Genomic DNA, 17,675 nt, shown 5'->3' on the forward strand with positions numbered 1-17,675 from the left:
GCTCAAAAGGAAATCGTAGTTTGCGACCTATGCTTCATTTAGTTCATCATTTACTAATCTTAATCTTCGTTTACTGCGTATTTAAAACATCATTCATAACAAAATTGATCAACAGCCACTTAGTAATGTATGCGATACTGATCATCGTTTTGTTTACACCAGTCATAGAGCGAATAGATGGATAAAATTGAAATACGCGGTGCCCGAACCCACAATCTAAAAAACATCAATCTAACAATTCCACGTGACAAACTTATTGTTATTACTGGATTATCTGGTTCTGGAAAATCATCATTAGCCTTCGATACCTTGTATGCAGAAGGCCAGCGTCGTTACGTAGAATCCTTGTCGGCTTATGCGCGTCAGTTCTTGAGTATGATGGAAAAACCCGATGTCGATCATATCGAAGGGTTAAGTCCTGCGATTTCAATTGAGCAAAAATCGACTTCGCACAATCCACGTTCTACCGTGGGCACGATTACCGAAATCTACGATTATTTACGCCTATTATTTGCCCGCGTGGGTGAGCCTCGCTGTCCAACGCATAATTTACCCTTGTCGGCACAAACGGTCAGCCAGATGGTCGATAAAGTCTTAGCCATGCCGCAAGACAGTCGTCAAATGTTACTGGCGCCAGTAGTCAACGACCGTAAAGGTGAGCACGTTAAACTGCTTGAAAGTTTGTCGGCCCAAGGTTACATCCGCGCCCGAATTGACGGCGAAGTGTGTGACTTAACCGATCCACCAACCTTAGATTTACACATAAAACACACGATTGAAGTGGTTGTTGACCGCTTTAAAGTGCGTGATGACATTAAACAGCGTTTAGCTGAGTCGTTCGAAACCGCATTAGAACTCTCTGGCGGCATTGCCAAAATCGCTAGCATGGAAGACTCAAGTACCGAAGAGTTAGTCTTTTCAGCTAACTTTGCTTGCCCGCACTGTGGCTATTCAATGGCCGAGCTTGAACCACGCATTTTCTCGTTCAACAATCCAGCTGGTGCGTGCCAAACCTGTGATGGCCTAGGCGTACAACAATTTTTTGACCCAGACCGCGTAATCACTAACGATGAATTATCATTAGCTGGCGGTGCCGTTAGAGGCTGGGACAGACGCAATTTCTACTATTTCCAAATGCTCAGTTCATTGGCAGAACATTACAAGTTTGATGTTGAAAAGCCGTTTGCCGAACTCAGTGATAAAGTGAAAAAGATTATCTTGTACGGCTCAGGCAAACAGAATATCGCCTTTAAGTACATTAACGATCGCGGTGATGTGGTGGTGCGTAACCACCCATTTGAAGGCATTTTAAATAACATGGACCGCCGCTACCGTGAAACCGAAAGTAATTCGGTACGCGACGAGTTGTCTAAGTTTATTAATATGCAGCCTTGTAATAGCTGTGGCGGATCACGCCTTCGTGAAGAAGCACGCAACGTATTTATTGGCGAACTTAATTTACCGCAATTAACCACCTGGTCGATTGGCCAAACTAAAGAGTATTTTGATACTGTTGAATTTGAAGGCCAACGCGCACAAATTGCTGAAAAAATCTTAAAAGAAATCAGTCAACGCCTGGGCTTCTTAGTCAATGTCGGACTTAACTATTTAAGCTTGTCACGTTCTGCCGAAACCCTGTCTGGTGGTGAAGCTCAGCGTATTCGCTTAGCCAGCCAAATTGGTGCAGGGCTTGTGGGCGTGATGTACGTGTTAGATGAACCTTCTATTGGTTTACATCAACGCGACAACGAACGCTTACTGCAAACCCTTATCCACCTAAGAGATTTAGGCAATACCGTCATTGTGGTCGAACACGATGAAGATGCTATTCGCCTCGCCGACCATGTTATCGATATCGGTCCTGGTGCTGGCGTGCATGGCGGCGAAGTGATTTGTGACGGCACATTGGAAGACATTCTTAACTGTGAAGAGTCAGTGACGGGTCAATATATTTCCGGCAAAAAGCAAATTCACATCAGTGACGAACGCACCCCAATCGACCCTAAAAAAGTTATTGAACTATTTGGTGCCTCAGGCAACAACTTAAGAGATGTCGACTTAACCATTCCGATTGGTCTATTTACGTGTGTTACTGGCGTATCAGGCTCAGGCAAATCGACCTTAATTAACGACACCTTCTTTAAAATTGCCCATCGCATGCTCAACGGCGCCACGGTCGATGAACCCGCACCGTATAAAAGCATTAAAGGCATGGAACAATGTGACAAAGTTGTCGACATCGACCAAAGCCCTATCGGCCGCACCCCACGCTCAAACCCTGCCACTTATACTGGCATTTTTACACCTATACGTGAGTTATTTGCCGGCACGCAAGAATCACGCACTCGTGGCTACCTTGTGGGACGTTTCTCGTTTAACGTTAAAGGCGGTCGTTGTGAAGCTTGCCAAGGTGATGGCTTAATTAAAGTGGAAATGCACTTTTTACCTGACGTGTATGTCCCTTGTGATTCATGTAAAGGAAAGCGCTATAACCGCGAAACCTTAGAAGTGAAATACAAAGGTAAAAACATTCACGAAGTGCTGCAAATGACGGTTGAAGATGCGCGTAGTTATTTTGATGCCATCCCCTCCATCGCACGTAAGTTACAAACCTTAATCGACGTGGGTTTGTCTTATATTCGTTTGGGACAAAGCGCGACCACCTTATCTGGCGGTGAAGCGCAGCGGGTTAAACTGGCTAAAGAGTTATCTAAACGCGACACGGGTAAAACCTTGTACATTTTAGATGAACCGACCACAGGCCTTCACTTTGCAGACATTCAGCTATTGTTAGATGTATTGCATCGCTTAAAGTCGCATGGCAATACCGTTGTGGTGATTGAGCATAATTTAGATGTGATTAAAACCGCAGACTGGATTATCGACCTAGGCCCAGAAGGCGGCGCTGGCGGCGGTATGATTTTAGCGGCTGGCAGCCCTGAAGATGTCGCCGAGCACCCAGAGTCGCATACCGCTCGATTCTTAAAGCCAATGCTTGCTATTCATAAGCAGCGTGCAAAAAAAGCCCAAGCGAAAAAGTAACGCCATAAACGGCAACCTAGCCACTTAATCACCCAGAGGAGAATACAAATATGTTGCAATCTCTTATGTGTTATCGAGTGGCGGGGTTACTGTTATTAACCAGTTTTATAGGCGGCTGCAGCGCAAGCTTGCCCGAATGTTCATCTGAGCTAATCTCTTCATGGCCTGAAGCAAAACAACAAATCAACCAAGATATAATCCAGCTGACCTCAGCCGAATTTCAAGGGCGCAAAACGGCCACCGCAGGCTCAAAAGTCGCGCAAACATTTTTGATATCACGCTTTAATCAACTTGGGCTTAAGCCTTGGCAAGCCGAGTTTGCGATACCTTTTACTTTTGATTATCAATTCTCAACCATGACCGGCACTAATTTAGTCGCCACCATTCCCGCAAAAGTACCATCACGTCGCTGGCGCATCATTACCGCCCATTACGATCATTTAGGCCAAAAAGGCGGTGAGTTTTTTCCGGGTGCAGATGATAACGCTTCAGGGGTAGCGGGTATGCTCGCAATTGCCCAACGCTGGCAACAATATGCACCAGTAGATGATATTAACTTGATGTTGGTCGCAACCGATGCTGAAGAACCCGGATTGTTTGGCAGTGATGCGTTAGTGAAGTTATTGCAACACGACCCCACTATAGAAGTGGAGTTAAGCGTTAATCTTGACATGATTGGCCACCCAGACCGGCGTAGAGCCATATACATGGAAGGCGAAAAGAATCTCGCTCAGTTTTCACAAGTCCAACAGCAATTAATGCAACAAACACAATTGTGCATTCGTACACATCGCAGAAATTTACTCAGCGGGCGGTTAAATAAAACAGATTGGTTACGAGCCTCAGATCATTATCCGTTTCACAAAGCAGGCTATAAATGGGTGTATTTTGGCGTGCCACCACATGTGCAATACCACACCATAAATGACACGGCTGATACCCTTGATATCGACTTTATTGTTGCCGTGGCCGAAACCGTGTATCAGATGTTAAGCATTGATAAATTGACTGTGATCCCATAAAACATATCATAAACCGCAACAAGTGTTCACTTTTCAATCGATTAGCAAGTGCCATAAATCAAGAATCAGGCCAATCTTGACTATTAATAGCCAAATTAAGGTTTATTTTCAGTTTTTACGTGGTCAAATCGCATACTTGCTGCTATAATACGCCCCCTTATCGGCGCGGGAAATCGACACGGGGTTGATTTTCTGTCTGTGAAACTTTAGCACGAGCTTCCGAACTTCGTGCGCATCCACAAGGCTACAACTCAATGTCATCCAATGAAAGAACTTTCCGCGAACTCGGCCTGTCTGAGTATTTGTTGCGTTCACTTGACGAGCTTGGTTATGAAAAACCAACGCCAATTCAGTCTGCTAGTATCGACCCGCTTATGGCTGGTAAAGATATTATCGGTCAAGCGCAAACCGGTACCGGTAAAACAGGTGCTTTTGCCCTGCCTTTACTAAACAAAATCGACATGAAAATCAATGCTCCACAGATTTTAGTGTTGGCTCCAACTCGTGAACTAGCCGTTCAGGTTGCTGAAGCTTTTGGTAGCTATGCAAAACACATGAAAGGCTTCCACGTACTGCCGATTTACGGTGGTCAAAGCATGCAACAACAGTTAAACGCCCTTAAGCGTGGCCCACAAGTGATTGTTGGTACACCAGGTCGTGTAATGGATCACATGCGTCGTGGCACACTTAAATTAGACTCATTAAAAGCATTAGTGCTTGATGAAGCTGATGAAATGTTAAAAATGGGCTTCATCGACGATATCGAATGGGTATTAGAGCACAAGCCTGCTGACAGCCAACTTGCATTATTCTCGGCAACGATGCCAGAGCAAATCAAGCGTGTAGCAGCTAAGCATTTGAACGACCCTATTAACATCAGCATTGCTGCCAGCCACACAACGGTAGAGTCAATTGACCAACGTTATGTGCAAGTATCACAACACAACAAACTTGAAGCGTTAGTTCGCGTATTAGAAGTTGAAAATACTGAAGGTATTATCATTTTCGTACGTACACGTAATAGCTGTGTTGAATTAGCAGAAAAATTAGAAGCACGCGGTTATGCATCATCACCACTACACGGTGACATGAACCAGCAAGCACGTGAACGTGCTGTTGATCAACTAAAACGCGGCAAGCTAGACATTTTAATCGCGACTGACGTTGCGGCACGTGGTTTGGACGTTGAGCGTATTGGCCACGTTGTAAACTACGATATTCCTTATGATTCAGAAGCGTATGTACACCGTATCGGTCGTACAGGTCGTGCTGGTCGTACTGGTATGGCAATTTTGTTTGTAACCAACCGTGAAATGCGTATGTTACGCACTATCGAACGCGCTACAAACAGCCGTATTTCGCCAATGAAAGTGCCTAGCCCTGAATCAGTTGCAGAGCGTCGTTTATCTCGTTTAGGCGAGCAAATCCAAGAAACCATCAATGGCGACTTAGATTTCATGAAAAACGCAGTTGCTGAATTATGTCAACAGCTTGAAGTTGATACAGACTTACTTGCAGCGGCATTGTTACAACAAGTACAGCAAGAGCGTCCATTACAGTTACCAACCATTACTGAACGTCAACGTGATTCACGTGACGAGCGCAGTGATCGTGGTAGCGACCGCGGTGACCGTAACAGCGATCGTGGCGACCGTCCACGTCGTGAACGTAGCGAACGCGGCGATCGTAGCAGCCGTCCAGCACCAACCAGCTTTGGTAGTGCAGACACCCTAAAAGATAACCCAGACGTTAAAATGAACCGTTATGTTATCGATGTGGGTCGTGAAAATGGCGTTGGAGTAGGTAACATTGTTGGTGCTATTGCTAACGAAGCTAACATCGACAGCCGTTTCATTGGTCAAATCCAATTATTCGACCAAGTGACGACAGTTGACTTACCAGACGGAATGCCAAAAGACATCCTTGCTCACCTAAGAAAGGTGCGTGTATGTGGTCGTCCTTTGAACATCCGTGAAGCTGGCGATGAAGTATTTGCAGACTCAGGCCGTGGTGCTCCACGTAAACCTCGCAGTGACCGTCCTCGTGGTGATCGTCCACGTGGTGACCGTCCTGCTGGTGACCGCCCAGCCGGCGATCGTCCTGCAAGTGTTGAACGTCGTCCACGTAAGCCACGTGACAACGGTTAATCATTCAGCTGAATGACACAAAAAATGGAGCCTAACGGCTCCATTTTTGTTTTCAGTTTTTAATAGTAAAGACTCTAGAGCGCTACGCTGCTAGGTTCTAGAATATTAGAGCGCTTGTTATCATTTCTAGCAGGACGCAGTCCGCCCTAGTAGCAAAGCGACCCTAGCAGGACGCAGTCCGTCCTAGTAGCAAAGCGACCCTAGCAGGACGCAGTCCGTCCTAGTAGCAAAGCGACCCTAGCAGGACGCAGTCCGTCCTAGTAGCAAAGCGACCCTAGCAGGACGCAGTCCGCCCTAGCAGCGAAGCGACCCTAGCAGGACATAGTCCGTCCTAGCAGCGAAGCGACCCTAGCAGGACGCAGTCCGTCCTAGTAGCAAAGCGACCCTAGCAGGACGAAGTCCGTCCTAGCAGCGAAGCGACCCTAGCAGGACGCAGTCCGTTCTAGCAGCGAAGCGACCCTAGCAGGACGCAGTCCGTTCTAGCAGCGAAGCGACCCTAGTGATAATCCTTTTGTACCAAAATGTTACAGCACCGTCCTGAATGCTTTAGCCTGCTTGCGCTTTTGATACATAGGAACGATTTGCACCAAAAAGACTGCACACACAATCAGCACTATTCCCATAAATGACAAGCCATCGATATTGGCACTGGTAAATACTCCACTCCACCAGCCTAAACTGACGACTATTTCTGTGGCGGTAAAACTCAATACCGGCGTTAACGACAACATTGCACTGACTTGTGCGGTTGGCCAATAATGTAAAGCCTGCCCAAAACAACCATACGCTATCAAAGTATTGGCGCCGCAAAATAGCACTATCCACCATTGATCGAGTGTCATGGTTTCAAACTGACTAAAATCACTGAATGGCGCCATAAGCACAATGCCTAATGCATAGATAAATAACAGCACATTACTGGGCGATAAACGTTGGCTCACCGACTTTTGTAATAAGGCATAACTGGTCCACGACATCACTGAAAATTGCACAATCATAATGCCGATAAGCACTTGCTCATCACGAGCTTGGTCCATATCAAGTTGCGGATGGAAAAACATCAGCATCCCCAATCCAAGCGTGGCAAAACAACTTAATTGAAACGCATTAAAACGTTCTTTAAAGAACAACACCCCGCCAAATGCCAAGAAAAATGGCGCGGTTTGAAAGTTAAGCTGCGCAGTGCCTGGGGCTAAATATCCCAACGAATACACAAACGACACGTAATTGCACATCAGCAATACACCAGCCAATGTGAGTTTGAGCCATATTGCCCGAGGTAAATCCACAAATTGGCGTAGCGCCCCGATTTTCCATTGAATTAACAACGTCACAACGAGAGCCATAACAAACCGAAACCAGGTCAACGTCACTGGTGTAATAAATCCACCAGACAACTTTAATGCTATAGGCAAAATACCCCAGAAAAATACGGCTATAGAAACAAATATCAATCCTAAACGGGCATTCGCGCTTTGTTGTTCACTGTTCACGTTGGTTTATCCATTACATCATTAAGGCGTGAATTTTGCCTGATTACCCCGATAAAGTCTTTATCAAGAATGGCTAACCTTATGCTTGATTGTTCGCATAACAAAAAAGCCTATTTCAACCACTCCTTTTATCGTGCAAACACGTTGAATGCAGGTAAAATAGCCGCCATAAAAAACCTATGTGCCCTACTACCTAAGGAACACTCGCATGAGTCTTGCTGATTCCGTTCTTGCCGTGAACAATGATTTACCTATCCGTACCGATAAGCCTGTCCACAGTGGCAAAGTTCGCAGCGTTTACTGGTTAACAGACGCTGATAGCCGCCGACTTATTCAGGACAAAGGTTACGATGTCCCAGAAGATACTCCACTCGCGATTATGGTGATCAGCGACCGAATCTCGGCATTTGATTGTATTTTCCATGGCGAAGGTAACTTGCAAGGCATTCCTGGTAAAGGCGCTGCATTAAATGCGATTTCTAACCACTGGTTTGGTTTATTCGCTGAGAACAAGTTAGCCGACAGTCACATTCTTGATATTCCGCACCCATTTGTGTGGATAGTCCAAAAAGCCCGTCCCATAAAAGTAGAAGCCATTTGTCGTCAGTACATTACTGGTTCGATGTGGCGCGCCTACTCAAAAGGCGAACGAGTCTTTTGTGGCATTACCCTGCCTGAAGGCTTAACTAAAGATCAAAAACTGCCAGAGTTGCTAATAACGCCATCAACAAAAGGGATTTTAACCGGGATACCTGGCGTACCAGCACAAGACGATGTCAACATCAGTCGCAGCGACATAGAAGCCAACTACCAGGCATTTGGTTTTGAAAAGCCACAAGATATCGACCTATACGAAACCCTGCTCAAGCAAGGCTTCAAGGTCATTTCAGACGCACTGGCTAAACTGGATCAGGTGTTTGTCGATACTAAGTTTGAATTTGGCTACGTGAATGACAAAAACGGCCAGTCAAAATTGATTTACATGGATGAAGTCGGTACTCCTGACTCATCACGTATTTGGGACGGAGCCGCATATCGCGACGGTAAGATTGTTGAAAACTCAAAAGAAGGCTTCCGCCAGTTCTTATTGAACTATTTTGACGATGCCGACATTCTATTAAACAAAGACAGAATGCCAGAACGTGAAGCCCTTGCACGTGATAACGACCTACCACTAGACGCGATGATGAACGTGTCGCGCACCTACACAGGCGTAGCTGAAAAAGTGACCGGGTCAAGTATTCCATTACCCGCAAACCCTAAAGCGGACATCATCAAAGTGCTGCGCGAGCAATATGATTTAATTGACTAATCACGCTCGTGCTATATACATTAAGGCGCCTTATGGCGCCTTAATTCTATTCGTTATCATGATGTTCAATCCCTAGCCAATTCTCCCCTTCAAAGACCATAAATTTACAAAACACCAAAATGTAAATGATAATGATTTACGTTTGCAATAAGTGTATTATCCCGGCAATAACATAATGACTCATAACAGAACAAGGATTCGTTCGTAGCCGTTGAAGATGATAACACCATGAAACTAAACAAAATTAGCCTAGCTGTTCTTTGCGCTATCAGCTTATCGCAACACGCCATTGCTGCCGATGAAACCATCGCAAGTCAAAACGAACCCGTAAACACTGATAATATTGAAAAAATTGAAGTCACCGGCAGTTATATTGCAGGTTACAACGCCCACTCAGTCAGTGGTGCGTCACGGTTAGACTTAGCCATCATTGATATCCCCCAGTCAGTTTCTGTTATCACTGAAGCGCAAATGCAAGACTTTCAATTACACGACATCAATGCCGCATTAGACTCAGCAACTGGGGTGAACGTTGAGCGGATTGAAACGGATCGAACTTACTATACCGCCCGTGGTTTTGATATTACTAACTTCCAAATTGACGGTATTGGTTTACCGCTTACTTCAGGGAATAACCACGCCGATGAAGATACTGCCATTTACGATCGCATCGAGGTTATCCGCGGTGCTAACGGCTTAATGACAGGTGTGGGTAATCCATCTGCCACCATCAACTTTATTCGTAAACGCCCTACCGCAGACAATCAACTAACCGTTAGCGGTACTTACGGCAGCTTTAATAACACCCGTATCGAAGCCGATGGTTCTGTCAGACTCAATGACACCTTTGCTGCCAGAGCTGTAGCGGTAACTCAAAGTAAAGATTCGTATTTAGACCGCTATGAAACCGATAAAAATGTCTTTTATGTATTTTTAGAAGCCAACTTAACAGACGACACTAGCTTATCACTAAGCCACAGCTACATTAATAATGACGCCACAGGCAATAACTGGGGCGCCCTGCCGCTGTTTTACACTGACGGCAGCGCCACCCATTACGACAGTTCGACCAATACCTCTGCTGACTGGTCTAACTGGCAAGTGATTAAAAATAATACGGTGTTAGAGCTTAGCCATCATTTTAATGATGACTGGCGTTTACGGGCGACTTACTCACATAAAACAACCGACGAAGACACAGAGTTATTTTATGTGTTTGGCACACCAGATAAGGATACCGAGCTTGGTTTAACCGGTTATGGCAGTGAGTATGATTTAGATGACCAAAGTGATTTAGTGGATATTTATGTTGATGGTAACTTCAGCCTGTTTGGCCGCGAGCATCAACTTGTTGCAGGGGTTAACTATTCTAAAATGAGCTACACCGACAGTTCACTTTATGATTACACCACTGACTATGGCTTCCCCGAAATGCCAGATCTCAACACCTGGGACGGCAACACCCCAAAACCGACCTTTACTGATGGCTTACGCGGCAGCGATGTGACCCGTAAACAACAAGCAGCCTACTTTACCGGTCGCTTTAGTATTGTGGATGATTTACACGTGATCATCGGCGGACGTTATAACGATTGGCAAGCCGAAGGCGAGTCGTACGAAATTGACCAACAAGCTGATTATGACAAGTTTATTCCGTACATTGGCGCTGTTTATAGCTTCACCCCTGAACAGGTCGCTTACGCCAGCTACACCGAAAACTTTGTCGCACAAACTGAAACCAACAGTGTCGGCGTGTTTCTTGACCCCATTACCGGAGAAAGCCGCGAAGTGGGCGTTAAAAGCGAATTGTTTAACGGTCGTTTAATTGCCAGCCTAGCCTACTTTGACGTAGAGCAAACCAATATTGCAGTACTTGATCCTGAAACAGCAGGGTTACCTATCGACATGCAAACTTACTATGGTGCTGACGGGATTAGCAGCACAGGTTTTGAGTTTGAAATTGCGGGTGAAATTTACCCTGGTTTGAATGCCAGCATCGGTTACACAGATTTTGACATTGAAGGTGACGATACGGTTGCTGCTTACACTCCCAGCAAATTATTAAAATTTGCCGCAACCTATGATTTTGAAACCATAGAAGGGCTCTCTATCGGGATGAACATGCGCTGGCAAGACGATATCTCGCGTAATCAAGGTGTCGTAGCAACAGGTTTTGACAACGCAGGCGCCGAGATTATCACCAAACAAGATGCGTATGCGGTGATTGATTTAATGGCCAAATATCAAATTACCGACAATTTAGGTTTGGCACTAAATGCTAATAATGTGGCCGATGAAAAGTACATCAATAGCTTATATTGGGCCCAAGGTTACTACGGTGCACCAGCAAACTACAGTGCAACACTGAGCTGGAAAATGTAATTACTCGTTCAATCTGTTTCAGTGAGATAACCCTTGCGCAAATCCACACGCGTTAGGTTATCTCGCTGAGCTCATCCAATAATGAAATGACATTCTTATGAGAAAAACCTTATTTAAATGGCACTCCTACGGTGCCCTCATCGCCATGCTGCCGTTATTGATTATTTCAATCACTGGCAGCATTTTAGTTTTTAAAGTCGAAATAGACAGCTTATTACGTCCTGCGCACATGCTAGTTGACGCTTCTGCCTCTAGCCCCAGAGTCAGTTTAGACACTCTGATGAATACTATGCTAAGCGCCAATAGCGATTATGAATTAGGTGGTTGGGAAATTTTTGATGATAAATCGCGATCTGACGCTGGCTATTTAATTAAACGCGGCACTGAAGATTGGTTTAAAGTCTATGTAAATCAATACAGTGGACAGCTTTTATCTGAACCACAAACGTTAACGCATTACATAACCGACTGGATACTTGAACTGCACTATAGCTTTTTATTCCACGTAGCTGGAACTAGCGTTGCCTTAATTGTCGGCTGTATCATGCTGTTTTTAGGGATCAGCGGGATCATATTATATCGCCGCTTTTGGCAAAAATTATTTACCTTACGATTTAACGCCGTCAGGCGAATATTGTTTAGCGACATTCATAAATTTATCGGTATTTTAAGCTCGCCAGTGCTCATTATTGTGGCTTTGACTGGCGTGTATTGGAATTTTATTGGCATTCAACATGAACTTAGCGAGCATGCCGATGGTGAACATTATTTAGTCAGTGCGCCACGTCATAACCCTAGTATTGCCTTTGAAGCACTCATGCAACAAACAGAGGCCGAAATTGCCAGCTACAAAGCGGGTTACCTTACCATGCCATTTGAACCCGGCCGTGATATCACCTTTTACGGCGAGGTCGACAGTCGCAATCCATTTAATAGTGAGTACGCCAGTTATGTGAGTTTTGACAGAACCACAGGAAAGTTGCTCGCCAAGCAAGATATACGTCAGGCGGACACTTTAACCGTGTTTTTAGACAGCTTTCGTAAATTACACTTTGGCTATTTTGGTGGCCTGCTAAGCCGTATTATTTGGTGTGCTATTGGCTTAATGCCACTTATCCTTGGATTTACAGGGTTGTATATGTATTGGCACCGCCGTAAACAACGGATTAAATCAGCACAAAATCGCCGCCAACAAGTCGTAAGCGCATCAATAATCTGAGTGCATAAAATGGCCAATAAAAAAGGATGACTATATAGTCATCCTTTTTTCTTAAGCACTAAAACAATTAGTCCACATTAGCTGCGACGACGTAAGCCTAGTGCACCTAATAACATTAATGCGAAGTAGCCTAAGCTACCACCGTCACTCTTTTTCTCTGGCTCTACAGGATCTGGAGTCGGGGTCACTACTGGCGCTGGGTAGCTTAATGCAATAATTACTGGGTCGTGATCAGATGCTGAAAATGCATTTTCAGACTTCACTAACTCACCAGTGTACTTGCTGCCATATTCAAATAGATTAGATTCAACCGAGTTGATGTGCCAGTCATCAATATCGACTAACTTAGCGGCTAAACTCGCATTACCTAACGCATGGTCTAAGTTACCTAGCTCACCGTTGTAGCTGTATGAGTAAGTGTCAGCACCGTGCGCTTGAGTATTTAAGTTAATTAACCCGTAACCTTTATCAATCACACTACCTTCACGTTCATACACTTTGCCATCAAGGGTAGTCCATGACGCAGTACGGATAACATGGTCAGTTGTCGATGCATCATAGTCGGTTAATACAGCGACAGGATCTTCTTTGCCATAAGCATTTAAATCACCAATCACTAACACATCACCGTCAACATCTTTAAGTGACTCACCTAATACTTTGGCAGCCGATACGCGGAACGCAGTACACTTACCTTGTAAGTCAGCAGGCTCTGAGTTGTCATTAAATTTAGCCCAATCTTCAACACAACCTGAACCTTTCGACTTAAGGTGATTTACCACAATCGTGAGTTTTTCATCATTAATGCTAAAGCTTTGTACTAGGCTGTGACGTTGGAACACATTATAGCTAGGGCTAGATTCAACAACATCATTTTGCTCGCGAGTTTGCGCACCTTCAGCGGCATGCTGCTCAGGTGTAGCAATCACTTGCGCGGCACCATTTAAGCTAATACGGGCTGGGCGATATAACATGCCCACAGTAATGGCATCGCTACCAATGAATTTGCCTTCATACTTATCGGCATCTTCAATTTCAACAAAGCGATATGCTTGCTCGTCTGTTAGCTCAGCATTTAATGCATCAACTAGGTTTTGAATCGCACTTAGCTCGCCAAAACCGTTGTTAGCGATTTCCATTAAACCAACAACATCAGCATTCATGGCAACGAGTGCAGTCACAATCTTGGTGCGCTGTAGTACCATTTCGTCTTCAGTTAACGCACCACGGTTGCTGTTTGATGGATTAGCATCGCCACCCACTGCGTCATTGAAGAAGTTAAGTACGTTAAAGCTTGCTACACGAATGTCGCCCATGTCTGCCACAGTTGGCGCATCGGTACGGTCATCAACACGGATAAAGTCACCCGCAGTGATAGTGTTCGTCGCTAAAAGACGGTATGAGCTGTAGCTATAACCAATCACACCTTCAAGATTAGTTAACTGGTCACCAACGCGGATATAACCTGTTTCAGCATTAAAGTCAGGGAAGTAAGGTACTTCGCCGTCTTTAGCTTTGAAATCTGACTCAACAAATAGCTGGTTAACGATATTGGCATCATTTAATGCTACCGCTTCTGCTGAATTTGGCTCAAATACTTGAGTCGGTTTCATTAAAGGTGCTTTATGCGACAACACCATGTTGTTGCGATAGCTTGAGTAATCGAAACTAAAGGTACGAGTGACTTTCATGTCGCTGCCAGCATCTAGCTTCACTTTCATGCCTTCAACGCGCTCTAATGCTTGTGCAAGTGTTTCGCCGTCAGCAACATAAAATTCAACAGCAGCAGGCACATCGCCTAACACACCCACTTCAAATTTTTGATCGTCTTTAATATCAATCTGAGTTGAGCCGAAATACTCTTTAACTTTACCTTGTACACACACTTCAGTACCAGGCTGAACAGTGTCTGGCGCAGCTTCATTCAAATAAACAAAAATACCGTCAGAGGTGTATGGCGAACCGTCACCTTGAGCATCTTGAATAAAGAAACCTTTATATAAACTGTCACTTCTCGCGCTAACAATACCTTTTACGGTCACTTCATTCGCTGACTCAAAGCTGCCACTCACAATCAATGGGCTTGAATCACCGGCGCCTTGAATGTCATAAATATTAGTCAGCGTGGCGCCGTTACAGGTAAAGGTGCTTGGCTCTGGAGCTGCTGCAGCTTCTAGAGTACCTAAACCGCTAAAGGTGTCTTTTTCTAACTCAACCCATTGGGCGGCAGCGTAAGTTGTGCTTGTCGTTAAGTCGTCAACATTACGTTGAAAGGTGGTATCAAGCCCCCAACCCGCTGGCGTAGGAATATCGCCAATCACATCAACCAATACTCCATCTTTTAATAGGCCGACTGCATCGCCACCATTAAAATATAGGTTACCGGTCATTGAGTCGGTACCTGCTGGCAAAGTGATTGCCGCGCTTGGATGTAAAATCACTTTGATGCTTTTAGCCGCAATAGAGTCAACAAGGTCGACCATATCTGTTGCTGTGGTATCGCCGTCTTTATAACGAACTAATTTGTAACCTGTTAAATCAACGGCTGCGTCACCGTTGTTATACAGCTCAATAGCTTTGTTGTTTGAGCTACCTTCAACGTATTCACTAATAAGCACATCTGCATTCGCCATCATTGGCAATGCAGCGGCTACTGCGAGTGAAACCGCTGTTAGTTTAGTCAGTCCTTTCATGTTTTTAACCCCATACTTTGTAATAAAAATGCTATTTTTTTGTAATATGCGGCCAGATTGTCCCAAAGTTCTGTGACATAAAAAAGAACATTGATCACATAAACTCACTAAGCCAATTCACTATATACTTGATTAGCGAAACAAAATAATCCGCCAAAAAGAATACCATCTAAAATGTGATCAAATACTCATTAAAAAACAGAAGCTAAGTAAAGAACAATGCCTCAGGGTTTGATCGAACATTGAGATAAGTTTTGTAACACTTATTATTCAAAATAAGCCAAGAGCATTACAAAATATTGTTTTGCAATGTAATTATTTTCATCTATTTAATCATTTGACCTTGAAACGGTAAAATAATGCGCGGATGATAAAACAGATTATTGAATGAATGGGTGTATTTAAAAGCACTGTTTGTGATGAGCTTGTAGCAAACTATGGTGCATAGCGGACTCTGGCTGTACAGATACATGCAGCTGCGCATTAAGTGGCAACAGGAAAACAATAAATCACTTTAGCAATTCGATTTATTGTCGATATCAATTTAGAATAATTATAATTTAGCTCATAAAAACTGTATTTAAGCACATAAAAACGGTAGTTAGGCTGAGTATTTAGTATCAAAATACGACCAGCTCATCTACTATTTGCATTTATTGTATTTACCGATTTAGGTACCCTCGCTATGAAACAAGTTGATTTCAGAAATATCGATAAACTCTTCATCAAAATGTCTATTAACGATAAGTTTTGGACCATCTTCGGACTGTTTCTTATTATTTTGTCCAGTGTTTCCATCAGCAGTTATTTCAGCAAACTTGATCAAATTGAGCAGCAATCAGTGCAGATGCTAGAGCAAAAAGCCGCATCGATGGTGCAAGCACTTGATACGACGGGTCAACTTGAACAAGCTGCGAGTTTAGGCTTACAAGTCTCTAACCGTGCCCAAACCAGCACTCGTTCACAAGACTCGGTAACCGCTGTTTATGCTTCGGCAGGTCAATATTACACCTTGAGTGAATCGGTTTATAACCTCGAGTCTGAGGCCAAACAAGCCGCGATGACATCGATGCTACTGTCGTTTTTATGGATATTACCCTTTGCGTTGGTCATTTATTGGAACGCTACATTTATCGGCGGTGCGCTATGGGTGTTATGGGATACCACAGAAAAAATTGCTAAAGGCGACTTAACATCACGTTTAGGTTTTCACCCAGGTCGTGACGAGTTTGGTACGATTGGCTGTGCACTAGACAAAGCCATGGACACCTTAAGTGAACTGGTTATTGCGGTTAAAACAAACACAGATACCTTGCATGCTACTTCAGACTCTTTTGCTCGCGATGCAGAACAAAGTGCTGAACAAATCGACCTACAGTATGCATCACTCGACTCTGTTGCTACCGCAATGGAAGAGATGACAGCCTCTGCCGCTGAAGTGTCTAATATTGCGCGCAACTCTACCGAGCGTGTGGAGCAAGACTCAGAATATACTCGCCAAAGCTACGACAGAGCAAAACGTGCGATTAACGAAATTAAACAATTGTCTAATTACATTGAGCAAACCTCTAACTCGGTTAATACCCTAAAGATCAATGCCACCAACATTAATGAAGTGATCACCACCATTAATGCAATTTCAGATCAAACCAACCTACTGGCGCTTAATGCCGCCATTGAAGCGGCACGAGCAGGCGAAATGGGTCGTGGTTTTGCCGTGGTTGCCGATGAAGTCCGTACCCTTGCGGGTCGCACTCAGGCTGCAACGGTAGAAATTCATAAAATGATTGAGCTACTGCAAAGTGAAACGCTAAACATCGACAGCATCACTCAAGACACCGTTAAACAAGCACAAACCAGTAGTGATTTAATCAGTAATATTGGTACTGACATTGATGCTATTGCCGAATCTTCGCGCTCTATTATGGACATGAGCTTCCAGATTTCTACCTCGTCTGAAGAGCAAAGTGCTGTGGCGAATGATATCGCTAAAGAACTGACTGAAATTCGCCATAAATCGAATGTTATCCGCGGGCTATCGCAGCAATCATCACATGGTGTGAAAGATCTAACGAAAGCATCGGCTAACTTAGGTAAGATTTTAAGCCGTTACCGTACTAACTAATGTGCGTAACTAATGTGCGTAAATAATATGCATAAATAATGTGCGTAACTGACACGATGCGTTTGCTATAACCCATAACAAACGCATGCTTAATCCCCTTCGGCGTGGCATCTACAGATGTCGCGCCGTTTTTATTTATACTCGCCCTGCTTTTGCAGTATACTTTTCAACCACATTGGATCTATACCTTTTACGACTTTCAGGTATAATCCGCGCAATTTTATCGCGACGATAATCGCA

General features: G+C 44.2%; 9 protein-coding genes. 7 read left to right on the forward strand and 2 right to left on the reverse strand.

Annotated elements, in window-relative coordinates:
• Positions 1-177: 177 nt before the first annotated feature.
• From uvrA to AC19MX_RS13525, 3 genes are all read left to right on the forward strand, one after another.
• The gene (gene uvrA / locus AC19MX_RS13515; RefSeq protein ID WP_498298718.1) at positions 178-3,042 is read left to right on the forward strand and encodes an excinuclease ABC subunit UvrA; all 2,865 of its coding nucleotides are present in this window, start codon (positions 178-180) and stop codon (positions 3,040-3,042) included.
• A gap of 50 nt (positions 3,043-3,092) precedes the next feature.
• Positions 3,093-4,064 (forward strand): M28 family peptidase, encoded by a 972-nt coding sequence (locus tag AC19MX_RS13520; RefSeq protein ID WP_498298720.1) that lies wholly within the window; start codon positions 3,093-3,095, stop codon positions 4,062-4,064.
• Positions 4,065-4,318: 254 nt separating this feature from the next.
• Entirely contained in the window at positions 4,319-6,211 is a 1,893-nt protein-coding gene (locus AC19MX_RS13525) for a DEAD/DEAH box helicase (protein WP_498298722.1), read from the forward strand.
• 524 nt (positions 6,212-6,735) lie between these two features.
• Here AC19MX_RS13525 and AC19MX_RS13530 read toward each other — a convergent pair.
• Positions 6,736-7,704: a DMT family transporter gene (locus AC19MX_RS13530; protein ID WP_498298724.1), complete on the reverse strand. Its 969-nt coding sequence runs from the start codon at positions 7,702-7,704 to the stop codon at positions 6,736-6,738.
• A 208-nt stretch (positions 7,705-7,912) separates the two neighbouring features.
• Between AC19MX_RS13530 and AC19MX_RS13535 the strand changes: the two genes are divergently transcribed.
• The 3 genes from AC19MX_RS13535 (at position 7,913) to AC19MX_RS13545 (ending at position 12,617) form a co-directional block, all read left to right on the forward strand.
• Positions 7,913-9,016 carry a phosphoribosylaminoimidazolesuccinocarboxamide synthase gene (locus AC19MX_RS13535; RefSeq protein WP_432400910.1) on the forward strand — a complete coding sequence of 368 codons (1,104 nt, stop codon included), beginning with the start codon at positions 7,913-7,915 and terminating at the stop codon, positions 9,014-9,016.
• A 228-nt stretch (positions 9,017-9,244) separates the two neighbouring features.
• Positions 9,245-11,398: a TonB-dependent siderophore receptor gene (locus AC19MX_RS13540; protein ID WP_498298726.1), complete on the forward strand. Its 2,154-nt coding sequence runs from the start codon at positions 9,245-9,247 to the stop codon at positions 11,396-11,398.
• A gap of 97 nt (positions 11,399-11,495) precedes the next feature.
• On the forward strand, positions 11,496-12,617 hold the full coding sequence (locus AC19MX_RS13545; RefSeq protein WP_498298728.1) for a PepSY-associated TM helix domain-containing protein: 1,122 nt from the start codon (positions 11,496-11,498) through the stop codon (positions 12,615-12,617).
• Between the two features lie 77 nt (positions 12,618-12,694).
• On the opposite strand, the gene exeM is transcribed toward AC19MX_RS13545, so the two are convergent.
• Positions 12,695-15,310 carry an extracellular exonuclease ExeM gene (gene exeM / locus AC19MX_RS13550; RefSeq protein ID WP_498298730.1) on the reverse strand — a complete coding sequence of 872 codons (2,616 nt, stop codon included), beginning with the start codon at positions 15,308-15,310 and terminating at the stop codon, positions 12,695-12,697.
• Between the two features lie 685 nt (positions 15,311-15,995).
• Here exeM and AC19MX_RS13555 point away from each other — a divergent pair.
• Positions 15,996-17,435, forward strand: coding sequence for a methyl-accepting chemotaxis protein (locus AC19MX_RS13555; RefSeq protein WP_498298732.1), 1,440 nt, complete (start codon positions 15,996-15,998; stop codon positions 17,433-17,435).
• Positions 17,436-17,675 lie beyond the last annotated feature (240 nt).

It is taken from the genome of Shewanella sp. MF05956, from assembly GCF_059758055.1.